The sequence below is a fragment of the Hymenobacter lapidarius genome, assembly GCF_001816145.1.
GTDB lineage: Bacteria > Bacteroidota > Bacteroidia > Cytophagales > Hymenobacteraceae > Hymenobacter > Hymenobacter lapidarius.
In genome coordinates, this window is sequence record NZ_MDZB01000089.1 from 1 (window position 1) to 15,247 (window position 15,247).

The following is a 15,247-nucleotide window of genomic DNA, read 5'->3' on the forward strand; positions in this document are numbered from 1 at the left end:
TCAGCGTGCTGCAGGAGAAGATGATGGCCACCCAGGCCGACATGATTCTGCAGTTTGCCCATTACCTGCGCGACTACTACGCCCGGCAAGGCGTGCACCGGCCAGCACCTGCCCCCGGCGCACCACCGCGCCAATGTCCACCGCCATGCGGCGCACGAAGGCCGGCACCTTGGCGCGCAGCTCCACCCGCTCGTAGGCCAGCAGCTCGCCGGGCAGCGTGGTTTCCTTGGTCAGCTGCTGGGGCCGTAGCACCAGGGCCGCCAGTGTATCTGTTTTGGCAGCGCCGGAGTTGCCGGCGGGGCAGCGGCGGCCGGCGCTTTATCGGGCGACTGGCAGGCTGCCGCACCGAGCAGCACGGCGGCCAGGCCCAGTACCGCCGCGTAGCGGGCGGGCGAAGGGGAAGCGAAATTATTGTCCATAGTAGGCGCTGTCGGGGTCTTCGGGGTCCAGGGAAACGGGGGTGAGCGGGCGCGACTCCACCAGGGCGCTGTAGAGCAGGGGCAGCACCAGCAGGGCGCTGAGGGTGGAAAACAGCAGCCCGCCAATCACGGCAATGCCGAGCGGGGCGGTTTGCTCGCCGCCTTCGCCCAGGCCGCTGGCCATGGGCAACATGCCGGCCATCATGGCCAGCGAGGTCATCAGGATGGGCCGCAGGCGGGTCCGCGCGCCTTCCGAGCCGGCTTGCGCGTGCTGGTCGCGGCGCAGGATTTCGGCGTTGGATACCAGCAGAATGGCGTTGGCCACGGCCACGCCCACGGCCATGATGCAGCCCATGAACGACTGGATGTTGAGCGTCTGGCCCAGCAGCCAGAGCAGCAGCAGCGAGCCGGCCAGCACCGCCGGCACCATGGCCAGCACCGCCAGCGCCACCCGAAACGACTGAAACGTGGCCGTGAGCAGCAGGAAAATCACCACGATGGCCAGCCCCAGCCCCACCACCAGCTCGCTTTGGGTTTGGGCCAGCAGGTCGGCCTGGCCGCGCAGCACCACTTTCAGCCCGGCGGGCAGCTCGCCGAGGGCCGCAATCTGACCCTGCACGTCGCGCACGGCGTGGCCCAAATCCTGCCCGTGCAGGTTGGCCGTGAGCGTGACGTAGCGCTGCTGGTTGATGCGGTCGTACTCGCCCACGGTGCGCGTTTCGCGCCAGTCGGCTACGTCGCGCAGGTACACCGAGGGGCTGCCGGCGGGCGTCAGCACCGGCACGGTTTCCAGGTCGGCGGGGCCGCGCAGCTGGTACTGGGGCAGCTCCACCTGCACCTGGTAGGCCGTGCCGGAGGTTCTATCGACCCAGTAGTTGGGCTGGGTGAAGCGGCTGGAGGACGTGGCCGCCACCAGCGAGCGGCCCACCGCGTCGGCGGTCAGCCCCAGCTGCCCGGCCTTCACCCGGTCGATGTCAATCTGCAGGCTGGGATAGTCGAGCGGGGTACTGAACTGCACGTCGCGCAGCGCGGGTAAGGTTTCGAGTTTGGTTTTAAGGCGCTCGGCGTAGGCGCGGCCCTGGCTCAGGTTCTTGCCCTGCACGGCAATTTCCACCGGCGTATTGGCCCCCAGGTTCAGCACCTGGCCCACCAAATCGCCGGGCTCGAAGGAGATGGCCGCCGCGGGCAACGCCCGGCGCACGGCCGCCCGCAGCTGCTCCTGAAACGCGGGCAGGCGCAGGCCGGCCTCGGGGTCCAGGTTGACTTTAATCACCGCCTCGTGCGGGCCGCTGGTCCAGAGGTAGATGGTATTGATGGGGTAGCTCGACGGCTGGGTGCCGACGAAGGCTGACGTGATTTCGACGTGGCCGGGGCCGGCCAGCGAATCGACCAGGGCCAGCACGCGGCGGGTGGCGTCCTCGGTGCGCTCGATGCGGGTGCCGGTGGGCAGGCGCAGGCGCAGCTGAAACTGGCCGGTATCGACCTGCGGAAACACTTCGGTGCCGATGTTGAGAAAGGCCAGGGCCAGCAGGCCGAACGTGCCCAGCAGGTACGCCGGAATGACGAGGGCGCGACGGCGCTGCAAGCCCGCGAGCCGGCGCGCGAACCCCGCGCTGAACCGGGCAAACCGACCCGGCGGGGCCGGCACTGCCGCGTGGCCCGGCCCGGCTTCGGGGCCCGGCGCATCGGCCGCGTGGTCGTTGAGCCACCAGTTGGCCAGCACCGGCACCAGCGTCTGGGAGAGTAGAAACGAGGCAATCATGGCGAAGCCCACGGCCAGCGAGAGGGGCATGAACATGGCCCGCGGCACGCCCGACATGAACAGCGCCGGCACGAACACGGCCAGGATACAGACCAGAATCAGCAGCTTGGGGCCGGCAATCTCGCGGCAGGCATCCAGAATGGCGCGGGCGCGGGGCTTGCCCATTTCCAGGTGGCGGTGAATGTTTTCGATGGTCACCGTGGCCTCGTCCACCAGGATGCCCACGGCCAGCGCCAGCCCGCCTAGGGTCATGATGTTGATGGTTTGCCCCGCCAGGAAAAGCCCGATGACGCCCGCCAGCAAGGCCAGCGGAATGGTGAGCACCACGATGAGGGCGCTGCGCCGGTCGCCCAGAAACAGCAGCACCATCAGGCCCGTGAGCAGGGCCCCCAGCCCACCCTCGACGAGCAGGCTTTTGAGCGAGTTGATGACGTAGCCCGACTGGTCGAACTCGTAGCTGACCTGAATGTCGGGCGGCACGGCGGCCTGCATGGCGGGCAGATTGGCTTTCACGGCCTGCACCACGCTCCAGGTGGAGGCATCCGAGCGTTTCGACACGTTCATGTACACCGAGCGTTTACCGTCGATGAGGGCGTAGCCGGTGGTGATGTCGGCCCCCAGCTCCACGGTGGCAATGTCGCGCACGTACACGCTGGTGCCGCTGCCCAGCCGCAGGGGGATGTTGGCCAGCTCCTGGATGTTGTCCACCGTCGTGTTCTGGGGCGTGAGCAGGGTCTGCTCGCCCACCCGCAGGTTGCCGGCCGGGGTGATGGTGTTGCCCGTGGCCAGGGCCCGCACCACCTCGTCGGGCGAGAGGCCGTAGGAGCGCATCCGGTCGGGGTCCACGCGCAGAATCACCGTTTTCTGGTTGCCCCCGAACGGCGGCGGGGCCGACACGCCCGGCAGGGTCGAGAACATGGGTCGCACCTTAAACAGGGCCAAATCCTGGATTTCGCCCAGCGTGCGGGTGCTGCTGCGAAACACGAGCTGGCCCACGGGCACGCCGCCCGCGTCGAAGCGGGTGATGAAGGGCGGCACCGTGCCCGGCGGCATAAAGGCCCGCGCCCGGTTCACGTAGCCCACCACTTCGGCCATGGCCTGGGCCATGTCGGTGCCCTCCTGAAATTGCAGCTTCACCAGCGACACGCCCTGAATGGACTTGGACTCGACGGACTTGATGCCGGCCACGTAGAGAAAGTGGTACTCGTAGTAGGACGTAATCAGGGCCTCCACCTGGTCGGGCGAGAGGCCGCCGTAGGGCTGGGCCACGTACACGGTGGGCAGGCCCAGGTTGGGGAAGATGTCAATCGGCATCCGGCGCACGGCCAGCGTCGAGAAAAATACCAGTCCCAGCATCACGACCAGCACGGTAATGGGCTGGCGCAGGGCGGCGGAAATCAGTTTTAGCATAGCAGCACGGGAATTAGGGTTGAACCGGACGCAGCAGCTCGTTCACGTCGCCGCGGGCGGCGGCCAGGGCCAGGTAGGCTTTCCAGGCCTGGGCGGTGGCGGCGCGGGCGTCCACTTCGGCCCGCACCAGCGCGTACTGGGCCTGGGCCACGTCGGTGACGCTGACCAGGCCGGTTTCGTAGCGGGTCTGCTGGGCGCGGTAGGCGAAGCGGGCGGCCCCTAATTGGCGGGGCAGCTGGCGGGCAATAAGCAGGCGGCTGCGCAGCGCGGCCTGGGCCTGCTGCTGCTGCTTGCTCACCTGCAAACCCGTTTCGCGCAGGCGGGCCTCGTAGGCCTGGGTCAGGAACTGCTCCTGCTGGGCCCGCACCCGCACCTGGGGGTAGCTGAGCACCGGCAAGGCCAACTGGAAGCCCGCCCCGTAGTTGGTGCGGCTCAGCCGCCAGCCGTCGCTGCTGTTCACCTCGCCGGTGGCGCTGATGCCTGAGCCGCGCCCGTAGCCCGTGCCCCAGAAACTGAGCTTGGGCAGCACGGCCCGCTGAATCACCTGCCGGCGCTGCCTGCTGGCTTCCACCTGCCGCCGGGCCGCCAGCAGGTAGGGATGGGTGGCGGTGTCGGCGGCCACCGGGTCGGCAGCAGGGGGCAGGCGGGTGAGCAGGGTGGTGTCGGTGGCCGTGACCTCGCCGGTGGCCAAGGCCAGCAGCTCGCTCAGTCGAATGGCGGCGGCTTCGCGGCTTTGCTGAGCCGTGAGGAAATCGACCTGGGCGCGGGACACTTCGGCGTTGAACTGGGCCGAGTCCACGCCGGGGCGTAGGCCATTTATGACCAGCACGTTGGCTTGCCGGGCCAGGGTTTCGGTGCGGCGGGTGTTCTGGGCGTACACCCGCACCAGGTCGGTGGCCAGCAGCAAATCGAAGTAGGCGTCGGCCACCCGCACCTGGTGGCTGAGCAGCGTCACCGACTCGTTGGCCTGGGCCGTGCGGACCTGGGCCTGGGCCAGGCCGATATCGGCCGCCCGCGCCCCGAAGGTCAGCGGCGACCAGGTGAGCAGGGCACTGGCGGCGCTGCCCACGACAGCATCATTGCGGTTGGCCGTGGACGGCGGGCCGCTGATGGGCAGCACATACTGCGGGTAGAGCATGCCGGTGATGTTGTTGTAGGTGGCTACGTTGGCCTGGTAGGCCACGTTCAGCTCGGGCAGCAGCGTGTTGCGGGCCACGGCCACCTGCCGCTGGGCGGCCTGGGTTTCGCGCTGGCTGGCCTGCAGGCTCGGGTACTGGGCCGTAGCCACGGTTAGGGCCTGGGCCAGGGAATAACCCGTCGGCGGGGCCTGGGCCTGGCAAAAATGCCCCCCAGTACCCGGCAGCAGGACTATCAACAGAAAAAACAAGCGCATAGGCACGTTGTAATAGGAATCAGGGGATGAAAAGCAAATTTGCTTGAATCGCAAAGCGTAGAAGTCTCTTCTTTTTTGACCTGCTCCGACCCGGACGGCTGGTGCCCCAACGGGCTGGTATCCTGCTGGCAAGCTTCTAGTGCTTCATGGCACCCTTCATGCCGGGAGCTTTTGCTTTGCCTAGCTGGTCGAGGGCGGCGCGGAAGCCGGTGGCTAGCTGCGCGGCCGGGCCACGGCCGTAGTAGTGCAGAAACATCATGCGCGGCTCATCGAAGAGCATGTGGTTGTGCACGGCCACCACTTCCAGGTTGTGGGCGCGCAGCGCTTTGATAACCGGATTCACCTCCGCTTCGAGCATGGCGATGTCACCGGCAATGTGGGCGTCGGCCTGCTTACCGGCGAAAGCGGCCCAGGAATTCAGGCCAATGGCGGCCGTCATTTCCGTGCCCATCATCAGCGACTGCAGGTCGTCGCGGCCCACGGTGTACTTGTAAGTGGGGCCGTTCACGGTGCCTTGTTTGCCGGTAATCTTATCCAGGGCCGGCAGGTTGAACAGCTCCTTGCCCGTGGGCGGCCCGGCCGCGGGGGTGGCGTTGTTGCCCGCCGCAGCCGCGGGCGCACCGGCTGGTTGGGGCTGGTTAGCCGGCAGCAGCTTGGAGTCTTTCAGCGCGGCGGCAAACTTTTGCGCCAGCTCGGCCGGGCTGCCCATGCCGTGGATGTGCATGTAGAAGATGCGGGGCTCCTCATAGAAAAAATGGTTATGCACGGCCCCGATTTCCAGCCCCTGGGCCAGCGCGGCCGATATGAGCGGGTTTACTTCTTCCTGCAGCAGCACCGTGTCGCTCATGAGCATGGCCGACTTGCCATCCAAAGTGTGCTTAATGGCCACCCAGCCGCCGAAGCCGAAGGCAATGGGAACGGGCTCCCCTTTGATTTTCATCTTCAGGTCGTTGCGGGGCAGGCCAACCAGGTGCGTGGCCTGGGCTTCGTTGTAGGTGCCCTTCTTGCCCAGCGCGGCGTCAATGGCGGCTTGGTCGGCGGCGCTCAGGGCGGGGGTTTTGCCTTTGGGCGGGGCCGATACGGCGGCCAGGGTGTCATCAAGGCTCAGCAGGGACGTGGCGCCGAGCAGGGCGGTGGCGCGCAGGGCGTCGCGGCGGGAGATGGAATCGTTCATGGGGAGTGATTTTTTAAAAATTAGACTAATTACAAACAGAAGAAGCGGCTTAAACTGGTTCAACAGTCCGGCACTGCGGGAGCACCGGGGCCGGCGCACGTTATTCCACTGGCTGGCACGGTGAGCGCCGAATCCGGTCGCGCTGGGACGCCAGCGCTGTTTGCTGTACGGCATCCAGGCGTTGGCGTAGGGCATGGTATTCGTGGCCCTGCCGGTTCAGGCCCTGCTGCAGACTGTCCATCGGCGGTCGGTAACGCGTTGCCACGCGCTCACCCTGCGCCCGAATGCTGCTGTCCAGGGCGGCCACCTGCCGATGCCGGGCGGCATAACCCGGCGTCCGGCGCAAGCGGTGCTGGAGGGTTTGCCGCCGGACTTGCCTGGCCTGAATCGTGTGGTCGCGGGCCTGCACCAAGTCGGCGAGGGCCCGCGCATAGCCGGGCGTGGAGACGTGGCCATACCGCTCGCTCTGCGCGTCGGTGAGTTGGCGGTAGGCCTGCTGGTAGCGGCGCTGCCCGGTAGCGCTGTCGGCTCCCAGCGCCGCGAACTGCGCGGCGAACACCGCTACCGTGGCGGCCTGCTGCCCGGCAAGCCGGTGGCGGAGCACCCGTTCGGGTGCCGTGGCCCGGACCTGGGCCTGTTGCACCCGCACCTGCAAGCGGGCGTGGGCGCATTTCGTTTGCTGGTAGGCGGTCAGCCACCGACTTTTTTCCGATCCGCATGCACACAAGACAACCGGTACGACGAGCAGGGCCCACGCGTTTTTCATTGCTAGCACTTTTAGGATGGGGTCCACGTGTGCCGTTCCGCCTGCCCGTGCTTGGCCCAACTGTAGAGGGCCTCGTAGAGGTGCAGGCCAATGGCTAACTGCTGCGCGTCGTCGGCGTGATTGTAGCTCAGGCCGGTGGAAATGGCCCACAGGCCCGCCGCCTGCGGGGCCAGCTCGAAATGGTCGGTGTCGGCCCCACGCACGATAAGGGCCAGTTGCCGGAGGGCCGGGTCGGTGAGGTTGTGCTTTTTCAGAATGAAGTCGAAGGTGCACCGGTCCCCCTCGTGCGAGTACTCCGCGCCGGGAATGTCGTAGGGGATAGCCGGCAGCAGGGCTTCGGCCTGAATTACGCGCCGCCGGTTGTCGGCCACCGTTACCTGCTGCTGACGGGCGCGCAGCTGCGGAAAGTTGGCCTGGACCAGCTTTAGGGCCTGGGGTAGGGAAACGGACCCCGGCGACGGCGTGGGCACTTGGGCCAGGCCAGGTAAGGTACATAACAGGAGAAAGGCTCTCGCAAACAGGAATCGCAGCATTCGGTCGCGCTAAGGACACCGGCGGGAAGCCCGCCGGCTCATCACTGCTGCTGCCACGCGGGGACCGGTAGTCCCTACGGCGCTTCGCAGCCGGTGAGCGGGGGAGGTTCCCGGCTTACCGGCTGCAAGGTTACGGCCGCGAAAGGCCGCGAAATAGCATCGAATTTACACTTGGTATAATCTTTACGTTTTTGTCTCCTTTTTCCCGGCAGTGGCCCCGACCTGCGGCAAACCTACGGCGCGTCCAGCCCGGAAAACAGAACGTTTTTCCTTACTAGGTTGTACGGACAATTATCTTTGGGTTCGTGAACAAGTTAGACGAAATCAGTGACCGCACCTGGGGCCTGCTGGCTCCACACTTAGTAGGCAAAGCCGGGAATGTGGGGCGCACGGCGGACGACAACCGCCTGTTTTTGAACGCGGTGCTTTGGGTTGCACGGCGCGGCTTGGCGGGCGTTGCCGGCCCGCTTCGGCTAGGCCGACACGCAGCGCAAGCGGTGCCGGCGCTGGGTCCAAACGGGCGTGTGGAAACGGCTGTTTGAAGCGGTACAGGAGCCCGATTTGGACTGGTTGATGCTCGATTCGACCATCGTGCGGGCTCACGCGCAGGCGGCGGGCAGCCAAAAAAAAGCCGCGTCGGCGACGAGGTCCTGGGGCGCAGCCGGGGCGGGCTGACCACCAAAATCCACGCTTTGGTCGACGCTTTGGGCAACCCGTTGCACCTACTGCTCGGCCCTGGCCAGCAAGTGGATTGATTGCCAGCGGGTGGTCGAATTGCTGGCGGCCGTGCCGGGCACGGGCAACGTGTTGGGCAACAAAGGCCACGACACGGACGCCGTGGTGGCCGGCGTGAAAGCCCTCGGCGCGCAGGTCGTGATTCCCAGCAAGAAAAACCGGCGCGTCGAACGCTGCATCGACCAGAATTTGTACCGCGACCGCAACAAAGTCGAGCGCTTTTTCAGCCGACTCAAACAGTTCCGCCGCCTGGCCACGCGCTACGACAAAACAGCCAACAGCTTTTTGGGGATGCCGCATTTCGCGGCCACCCTGCTCTGGCTCCGTTAATTGTCCGCACAACCTAATAAGAGGCTATCCCAAAAGACTGTTGAAGCCAATAAAACGTCATGCTCTGCATGACCGCCATTTGGGATAGGCTCTAAGTATAATTTTTATGGCCTGGCCTCAGCAAATGGGCGCATTCCGGCGTTGCGCAGCACCCTCAAGCCGGGCCCCTTCCGGGCCGCATCGGCTTACAGATTAAGCCAGTACGTGAGCTTGACCACCACGCCCCGGTTTTTTACCAGCAGCCGGTCGGAATAGTTGTCGGTGTAGACGATGAACAGGTCCGACACCGGGCGAAAGCGCCACTGCAGGCGCAGGTTGGTGTTGAGGTTGCGGCGCTGGCTGTTGTATTGCGCGGTGGCGCTCAAAAACAGCTGGCGCGAAAACGACACGTCGAGGCGCGGCCCGAGCAGCACTAGGGTAGCCGAGGCGTAGGGCGCCGGCAGCACGAGGCGGTTGAGGGCGTATTCGAGCGAGACGCTGCCGTAGGGCTGTACCCGGTAGGTGAGCCGCCCGCTCAGGGCCGTGATGCGGCCGTTAAAATACTCGCCCACGCGCAGAAAGGCCGTGCCGTTGAGCCGCCGCCGGGCGTCGGACTCGTAACGCACCCGCAGGCTGCGGTAGGTGTAGGCCGTGCCGGTAGGCAGCTCCGGGCCGCCGGTGTTTGTGGGGTCGAAGGCGTCGAAGAGAAAGGTGTAGTCGTAGCGCAGGAAGAACCGGAACTGGCTGGTGTTCTGAAAGCGAATAATGTAGCCCAGGTCGATGTCGTGGTCGAGGGTGCGCGAGAGCGTGCGCGTGGTGATGAGGTCGGTGCCGACGTAGGGGCCGTGGCTGTTCACCACGCGGTTGCGCCGGGGGTAGAAGTAGTAGCCGGTGCCGGGCTCCAGACGCCAGTAGTTGGTGCGCGGCACGTAGCCCACCTCGGCCCGGTAGTCGCGGCCCACGTATTCCTGGCCAATTTCCAAGTAGAAGGTCGGGGTGTCGTAGTTGAGGTAGGCCGCGGCGGCATGCTCGTCGGTGCCCCCCTTGCCAGATGTGAACGAGCGGTGGTAGAAGAACTTGCCCGTCCAGCGGTTGTCGGCCGAGGCCAGATTGTAGTCGAGGCCCACCACGCGGTTGTAGGGCCGGCCGCGCAGGCCCACTTCCCCGCTCGAATCCTGCACAGCCTGCTTGCTCACCACCAGCAGGCCCACGTTGGAGCGGCTGAACACCTGGCGCTGCACGGCCGCCACGGCGTAGTTGGTGCTCGGCAGGCGCAGGGCCCCGTCGCGGGCGGCCTGCATCGAGAGCAGCCCCACCCGCCACTTGTCATTCAGGCGCCCGCTGAGCCGGGCCCCGGCATAGATGGGCGTCTGGCGGAAGGTGCCGGTGCTGGGGTCTTCGGTGGCCCCGATGCGGCGCGAGAAAAAGGGGTTGATGTTCTCGAAGCCGTAGCGGCCAAACAAGTCGCTGTTTTCCAGAAAGAACTGCCGCCGCTCGGGGAAGAAAATCTCGAACCGGCTCAGGTTGGTCACCTGCTGGTCTACTTCCACCTGCGAGAAGTCCGGGTTCACGGTCAAATCCAGGTTCAGGGCCGAGGTGAGGGCCACCTTGGCGTCGGCCCCGGCGTTGCGCGGGAAGTTGAGCGGGCCGTTGCTTTCCTGGTCGCGCCGGGCCCCGCCCGTCAGGTAGGGAATGAGCGACACCGGCGTGCCGCGGCGGGGCAGCGGCCCGGCCCAGCGCACCTCGCCGCCGAAAGCCAGGCTGTGCAGGGGAAAGTTGCGCGGCACGGGTGCCCACGTCGATTTCTGGTTGCGCTTGTTGTCGACGCGGGCAAAGTTCATTCGCCAGGCCGTGGCCCCGGCGCGGTAGCGCAGGGTTTTGAAGGGAATGGCCATTTCCACCGTCCAGCGGCCCGGCTGCCGCGTCACGCGCGAAAACCAGCGGTTGTCCCAATCCAGGCTCAGCTCCGTGCCGCGGGCAATCAGGCCCTCGCGCTCCACGCCCAGGGGGTTCACGCCGAACGCAAACCCGTTGGTGCGGTCCTCAAAGGGGTCCACGTACACCTCAAACAAATCCGACACGCTGCTGAAATCCCGCCGCAGCGACGACACCACTACGTCGCCGGGCAGCGTGTCGTGGCACACGGCCCCGATGTACACAAACTGCTCGTCATAGAGCACGCGCACCTCGGTTGGGGAGCGGGCGCGGGCGCTGTCGTAGGGGAAGTTCTGGGTGAAGTTGGTGGCCACGTCCGCGCCCTGCCAGGCGGCTTCGTCCAGCACGCCGTCGAGGGTAATGGGCGTGGCCGTGCGGGCCGCGGCCAGGGCGGGCGCCGGGCGGGCCGGTACTGCCTGGCCGAGGCTGGTGGCGGCCCGCCCGAGCAGCCAAACCAGTAGCAAGCAAGTAAAAAGGGGGCCGGAATGGAGCAAACGACATGGCCTCATACGCATCGGGTGGCATTTCATAGTGCCCCGCCAGGGGCCATTATCAACCGCGCAAAAGTGCCTGCAAGGACGGCCACCTGGCGCTGCTTTCAGGGCCCGCCCGGCGGTTTAAGGCGTCACCGCCAGGTCGTCGAACATCGTCTGGGAGTCAGCTTTCGACCACAGACCCACTTTGCCGGCGGCGGTGAACGCGTCGTCCCGCACCTGATACAGCTGTTTGCCGTCCCAAAAAACGGTGAACAAGTTTCCCTGAGCCGTGACCTTCAGCGTGTGCCAGCGGTTCGAGGCCATCGGGGCGGACAGGCCGTAGGTTTTACCCCGGCCCACGAGCGGCAAATCCGTCCGGCGGCCCTGCTGCACTTTGTAGGCCACCACATTCTTTTCCAAGGGGTTGGCCCGTACGACGTAATAATTGTTGGCGTCGCGGTACCGCCACATGAGTCCGCCGCCCCGGTCCTCGCTGCCGGCCATGGCCTTGAGCCGGACCGTCACGCTGCCGTTCTGAAAAGCAGACCGGTTGGCCACCACCCGGTTGAACTGCGACCCCCGGCCTTTCGCCGTTTGGTAGAGCACCTTGTTCGCGCCGTCGGTAGCCACGGCCCAGGTGCCGACCACGGCCGACCACTCGGCGGGTAATTTCCCGACCGCCACCGCTTCGAAGCTTTCTTGAAGACCCGGTACCTGCCACGCGACACTCAGCGCCGCCAAAGCCAGCAGAATTCCCTGCCGTAAGTTGTTTTTTTTCATGGTCATAGGTGATAAGTGAATAAAAAAACCGCAACGCTACTCGCTTACCAAACCGTCAGCCGTCCGGTTCAATGAAGGCCCGCACCAGGGGATTGGTGGAGCGCCGCAATTCGTCCGGGGAGCCTTCCTCGATAATCCGCCCGCGCTCCATCACGGCAATCCGGTCGCTGAGGGCGAAGGCTTCGCGGTGGTCGTGGGTGACGTAGACCACCGTCAGTTGCCGCTGCGTGGCGATGGTTTTGATGAGGTTTCGGATGTGGGATTTCCGCCGGACGTCGAGGTTGGCTAACGGCTCGTCCATGAGCAACAACTTCGGGTTCACCACCAGGCTCCGGCCGAGGGCCACGAGCTGCTGCTGACCGCCGGAGAGCTGCTGCGGGTAGCGACCGGCCAGGTCCTCGATGGCCAGCAGGCCCAGCATGTCGGCGGTCCGCTCGGGGATGCGGTCCATCCGCCGGACCTCCAAGCCAAACGCCAAGTGCTGGCGGACGGTCAGGTGGGGCCACAGGGCCAGGTCCTGGAACAGAAACCCCAGCGACCGGCGGTGCGGGGCCAGCAAAAGCCGGGGGCCGTCGGTGGCCGGCTCCCCGAACAAGGCCAGCCGGCCACTGTCGAGCGGCTCCAGCCCGGCCAGCACGCGCAGCAGGGTGGTTTTGCCGCAGCCCGACTCCCCCAATATGCTCACGAAGGCACCCTGGGCCACGCTCAGGTTGACGGCGTCCAGGACCGGACGCGGACCGTAGCGTTTGGTGGCGGCGACTAGGGCTATGCAAGGGGCTGGCGCCATGAGGCAGGAAAAAGAAGGTGACGCAGGGTGAGCAGCCCGGCCAGGGCCCCGCCGGTAATCAGTAAGACCACCAGGCTCAGCGCACTCACCAAGGACTGGCGGGCGTTGGCCATGTAGGTGAACACTTTCACGCTCAGCACCTGCGTACCGGGCGGGTACACCAGAATGACGGTCGACAGCTCGCTGAGGCACAGAATAAAGCCGAGCAAAAATGCCGTACCGAAGGCGTCGGCTAGCAGCGGGGCCAGAATGCGACGAAACCGCTGCCCGCGGCTCGCGCCCAGGAGCCGGGCGGCTTCCTCCAAGGTGGGCGAGAGCTGGGCCAGCGCGCCGGCGAGCAGCCGCACGGGGATGAACAGAAACCGGCCCCAGTACACGAGCAGAATGATGAGGGAACTGTGGTAGATGCCACTCAGGCCGGGGGCATTATAAAACCGTAGGTAGGCGATGCCCAGCACCGTGGAGGGCACCACAAACAGCCCCAGCAGCACCCCGTTCGCCCCAGGCAGCTGGGTGCGGGCCAGCACGTAGGCAGAGCCGGTGAGCAGGGCGGCTCCCGCCGCGGCCAGCCCCAGCGACGGCAGCAGCGTGGGTTGCAGCAGCGCGAACGCTTCGGCCAGGTCGGCCAGGCCCCGGCCCAGCGCCTGCCAGATAAGCATGGCCAGCGGCACCCCCACGGCGCCCACCACGTAAGCGCCCAACCCCGCCGTTGCCCACCACCGGCCCCGGCGGCCGGCCGGCACCGTTCGAAACGAGCGGCTGCCCATCGCCACTACCGGCGTGCGGGTCAAAAACACCCGCTCCGGCCAGAGCAGCAGCAGGCACACCCCTACCAGGGCAACCGATTGCAGCAGGGCCACGTCGTAGCGGTAGAACGCCGCAAATTGGGTGAAGACCTCCGTCACCAGCGTTGACACCCCCAAATAAGACGGCACGCTGAATTCCGACAAAGCCAACACAAAAATCAGCCCCAACGAGGACCCCACGGCCGGGCGTACCAGGGGCAGCACGACGCGGCGCACCACCACCGGGTAAGGGGCCAACACCTGGCCGGCTTCTTCCAGGGAGGCGTTGAGGTTGACGAGGCTGGTCCCGACAAGGTACGCGGCCAGGGGGGTGTAAACGACGGTCAGCACACCGGTCACGCCCACCGGGCCAAACAGCGCCGCCCGGCCCCAGCCCAAGCCGTACAAGCCGTCGGACCAGGCCACGGCCAGCAGGTAGGGCGACAGAAACAAGGGGCCCGACAGCAGCAGCCGCAGCAGCGGCCGGGCCGGCAGGTCGAACCGGGCCAACAGGAACCCGAACAGCCCGCCCAGCCCGTGGCCAGCGCGGCCACGCCGCGGCAATGGCGACGCTGCGCCCCAGCAGCGGCAGCCAGCCCGCGCCGAATGCTGCGTCCCACGACACCCCGCCCGCGCGGGCCGCCGACCCCAGCAACAGCACGACTGGCCCGATGGCCACGACCACCAGCAGCCCGGCCAGCAGCTGGCGCAGACGCCGCATTACCGGGATTCGGCCCATTGCTTGAGGTAGGTTTTGTGGGTTTCCAGCAGCCGGGCCGTGGCACCGTAGTCGACGGCCAGCGGCACGATTTTATCCAGGGACGGCACGGTGGCTGGCACGGCCACGCCCGCGTGCAGCGGCATCTGGGCGCAGGAGCGGGCCAACTTGGCCTCGGTTTCGCGGGACAGCAGGTAGTCGATGAGTTTTTTGCCGTTGTCCGGGTGCGGGCTGCCTTTGAGGAGCGACACCGTATTGGGCACGATGAGGTTGCCGAATCCCTGCTGGTCGAGGAATACCACCTGCACGGGGGCGCCCTCCTTGCGGGCTTCGTTGGCGTCGTCGGAATCGGTCAGGCCCATGGCTACTTCGCCTTGCACCACGCACTTTTTCACGTCACCATTGGAGGCGGCCACTGCCACCCCGTTGCGCTTCAAATCGCTGAGAAACTGCTGGGTTTTTCCCTCGCCCAACTGAGCAAACAAAGCCGCGACGTGAAAGGAGGTGGTGCCGAACAGCGGGTTGGCAATGGCCACCTGGTTGCGGTAGCGGGGCTTGGCCAAGTCCAGGATGGAAGTGGGCCAATCGGCTGGCCTCAGTTTGTCGGTGTTGACCAGCAGCACCCGCGCCCGCGCCGAAAAGCCCGTCCAATGGCCTGCCGGGTCTTTGAAGAGGGGCTTGATGTCGGCGGCGGCTGGGGAGGCATAGGCCGTCGTAATCCCGCGCTGCTTCAGCAAGTCGGCCCGCAGGGGGTCACCGCTCCAGAATACGTCGGCTTGCGGATTGGCGGCTTCGGCGATGAGCCGGTTAACCACGCCCGTCGATTTGGTTTCCTCGGTGTCGAACACGGGCCGAACCGTAATGCCCGTTTGCTTTTCGAAATCGCGCAGCACGGGCTCGGCAAACACCTGGTCGACGGAGGTGTACACAACAACCTCGTTGGTGGGCTTCGCACACCCGGCCAGTACTGGCCACACGCCGCCTAGCAGCAGCCGACAAAACAGCGAAAAACGGGGGTATCGGCGCATGAGCGGGTTAGTTAAGGTAAGAAGCCGCGCAGTTCGCACGGTAATCCAGCGGCCAATAGTCCGCTTCGCATTACGGTTCGTGCTGCCGGAGCAGCCCCCCGGTTTTTCCGATTGGGGCGGCGCAACCGAAGGCTCGTGGTCCGGAGCTTGGTAAAGTAAGGCCTGGCCTCCCTGCCCCATTGCGGCGAGGGGCGGCTTGGCTGCCGCAGGGTCACGCTGTCAGTGCAGCCCCGTCCA

At 66.2% G+C, this 15,247-nt stretch carries 14 protein-coding genes; 2 read left to right on the forward strand and 12 right to left on the reverse strand.

All coding sequences use genetic code 11. The features are described 5' to 3' along the window. The 7 genes from BEN47_RS22615 to BEN47_RS20125 form a co-directional block, all read right to left on the reverse strand. Positions 1-252 (reverse strand): hypothetical protein, encoded by a 252-nt coding sequence (locus tag BEN47_RS22615; RefSeq protein ID WP_070726021.1) that lies wholly within the window; start codon positions 250-252, stop codon positions 1-3. Then, positions 231-419, reverse strand: coding sequence for a hypothetical protein (locus tag BEN47_RS21330; RefSeq protein WP_070726023.1), 189 nt, complete (start codon positions 417-419; stop codon positions 231-233). Before BEN47_RS21330 ends, BEN47_RS22615 begins: the two co-directional genes overlap by 22 nt. Next, positions 409-3,591, reverse strand: a complete 3,183-nt coding sequence (locus tag BEN47_RS05685; protein WP_070726025.1) for an efflux RND transporter permease subunit — start codon at positions 3,589-3,591, stop codon at positions 409-411. Before BEN47_RS05685 ends, BEN47_RS21330 begins: the two co-directional genes overlap by 11 nt. Before the next feature lie 13 nt (positions 3,592-3,604). Then, positions 3,605-4,984: a TolC family protein gene (locus BEN47_RS05690; RefSeq protein ID WP_070726027.1), complete on the reverse strand. Its 1,380-nt coding sequence runs from the start codon at positions 4,982-4,984 to the stop codon at positions 3,605-3,607. Positions 4,985-5,120: 136 nt separating this feature from the next. Then, complete coding sequence (locus BEN47_RS05695) at positions 5,121-6,158, reverse strand: DUF1259 domain-containing protein (RefSeq protein WP_083322149.1); 1,038 nt, start codon at positions 6,156-6,158, stop codon at positions 5,121-5,123. A gap of 100 nt (positions 6,159-6,258) precedes the next feature. Then, positions 6,259-6,924 (reverse strand): hypothetical protein, encoded by a 666-nt coding sequence (locus tag BEN47_RS05700; protein WP_125921522.1) that lies wholly within the window; start codon positions 6,922-6,924, stop codon positions 6,259-6,261. Positions 6,925-6,935: 11 nt separating this feature from the next. Next, positions 6,936-7,394, reverse strand: coding sequence for a chromate resistance protein ChrB domain-containing protein (locus BEN47_RS20125; RefSeq protein ID WP_239691512.1), 459 nt, complete (start codon positions 7,392-7,394; stop codon positions 6,936-6,938). Between the two features lie 828 nt (positions 7,395-8,222). Here BEN47_RS20125 and BEN47_RS23015 point away from each other — a divergent pair. Further along, positions 8,223-8,522 (forward strand): transposase, encoded by a 300-nt coding sequence (locus tag BEN47_RS23015; RefSeq protein WP_438830498.1) that lies wholly within the window; start codon positions 8,223-8,225, stop codon positions 8,520-8,522. A gap of 185 nt (positions 8,523-8,707) precedes the next feature. On the opposite strand, the gene BEN47_RS05720 is transcribed toward BEN47_RS23015, so the two are convergent. From BEN47_RS05720 to BEN47_RS05735, 4 genes are all read right to left on the reverse strand, one after another. Continuing rightward, the gene (locus BEN47_RS05720; RefSeq protein ID WP_158010870.1) at positions 8,708-10,900 is read right to left on the reverse strand and encodes a DUF5916 domain-containing protein; all 2,193 of its coding nucleotides are present in this window, start codon (positions 10,898-10,900) and stop codon (positions 8,708-8,710) included. 153 nt (positions 10,901-11,053) lie between these two features. After that, positions 11,054-11,692 (reverse strand): 3-keto-alpha-glucoside-1,2-lyase-like domain-containing protein, encoded by a 639-nt coding sequence (locus tag BEN47_RS05725; protein ID WP_125921523.1) that lies wholly within the window; start codon positions 11,690-11,692, stop codon positions 11,054-11,056. A 55-nt stretch (positions 11,693-11,747) separates the two neighbouring features. Then, on the reverse strand, positions 11,748-12,479 hold the full coding sequence (locus tag BEN47_RS05730) for an ABC transporter ATP-binding protein (protein ID WP_070726033.1): 732 nt from the start codon (positions 12,477-12,479) through the stop codon (positions 11,748-11,750). Next, positions 12,458-13,828 (reverse strand): ABC transporter permease, encoded by a 1,371-nt coding sequence (locus BEN47_RS05735; RefSeq protein WP_070726035.1) that lies wholly within the window; start codon positions 13,826-13,828, stop codon positions 12,458-12,460. Before BEN47_RS05735 ends, BEN47_RS05730 begins: the two co-directional genes overlap by 22 nt. On the opposite strand from BEN47_RS05735, the gene BEN47_RS20825 reads away from it, so the two are divergent. Then, complete coding sequence (locus tag BEN47_RS20825) at positions 13,828-14,010, forward strand: hypothetical protein (protein WP_125921524.1); 183 nt, start codon at positions 13,828-13,830, stop codon at positions 14,008-14,010. The genes BEN47_RS05735 and BEN47_RS20825 overlap by 1 nt on opposite strands. On the opposite strand, the gene BEN47_RS05740 is transcribed toward BEN47_RS20825, so the two are convergent. Continuing rightward, positions 13,985-15,010: an extracellular solute-binding protein gene (locus BEN47_RS05740; protein WP_070726037.1), complete on the reverse strand. Its 1,026-nt coding sequence runs from the start codon at positions 15,008-15,010 to the stop codon at positions 13,985-13,987. The two genes, BEN47_RS20825 and BEN47_RS05740, sit on opposite strands and share 26 nt — an antisense overlap. Positions 15,011-15,247 lie beyond the last annotated feature (237 nt).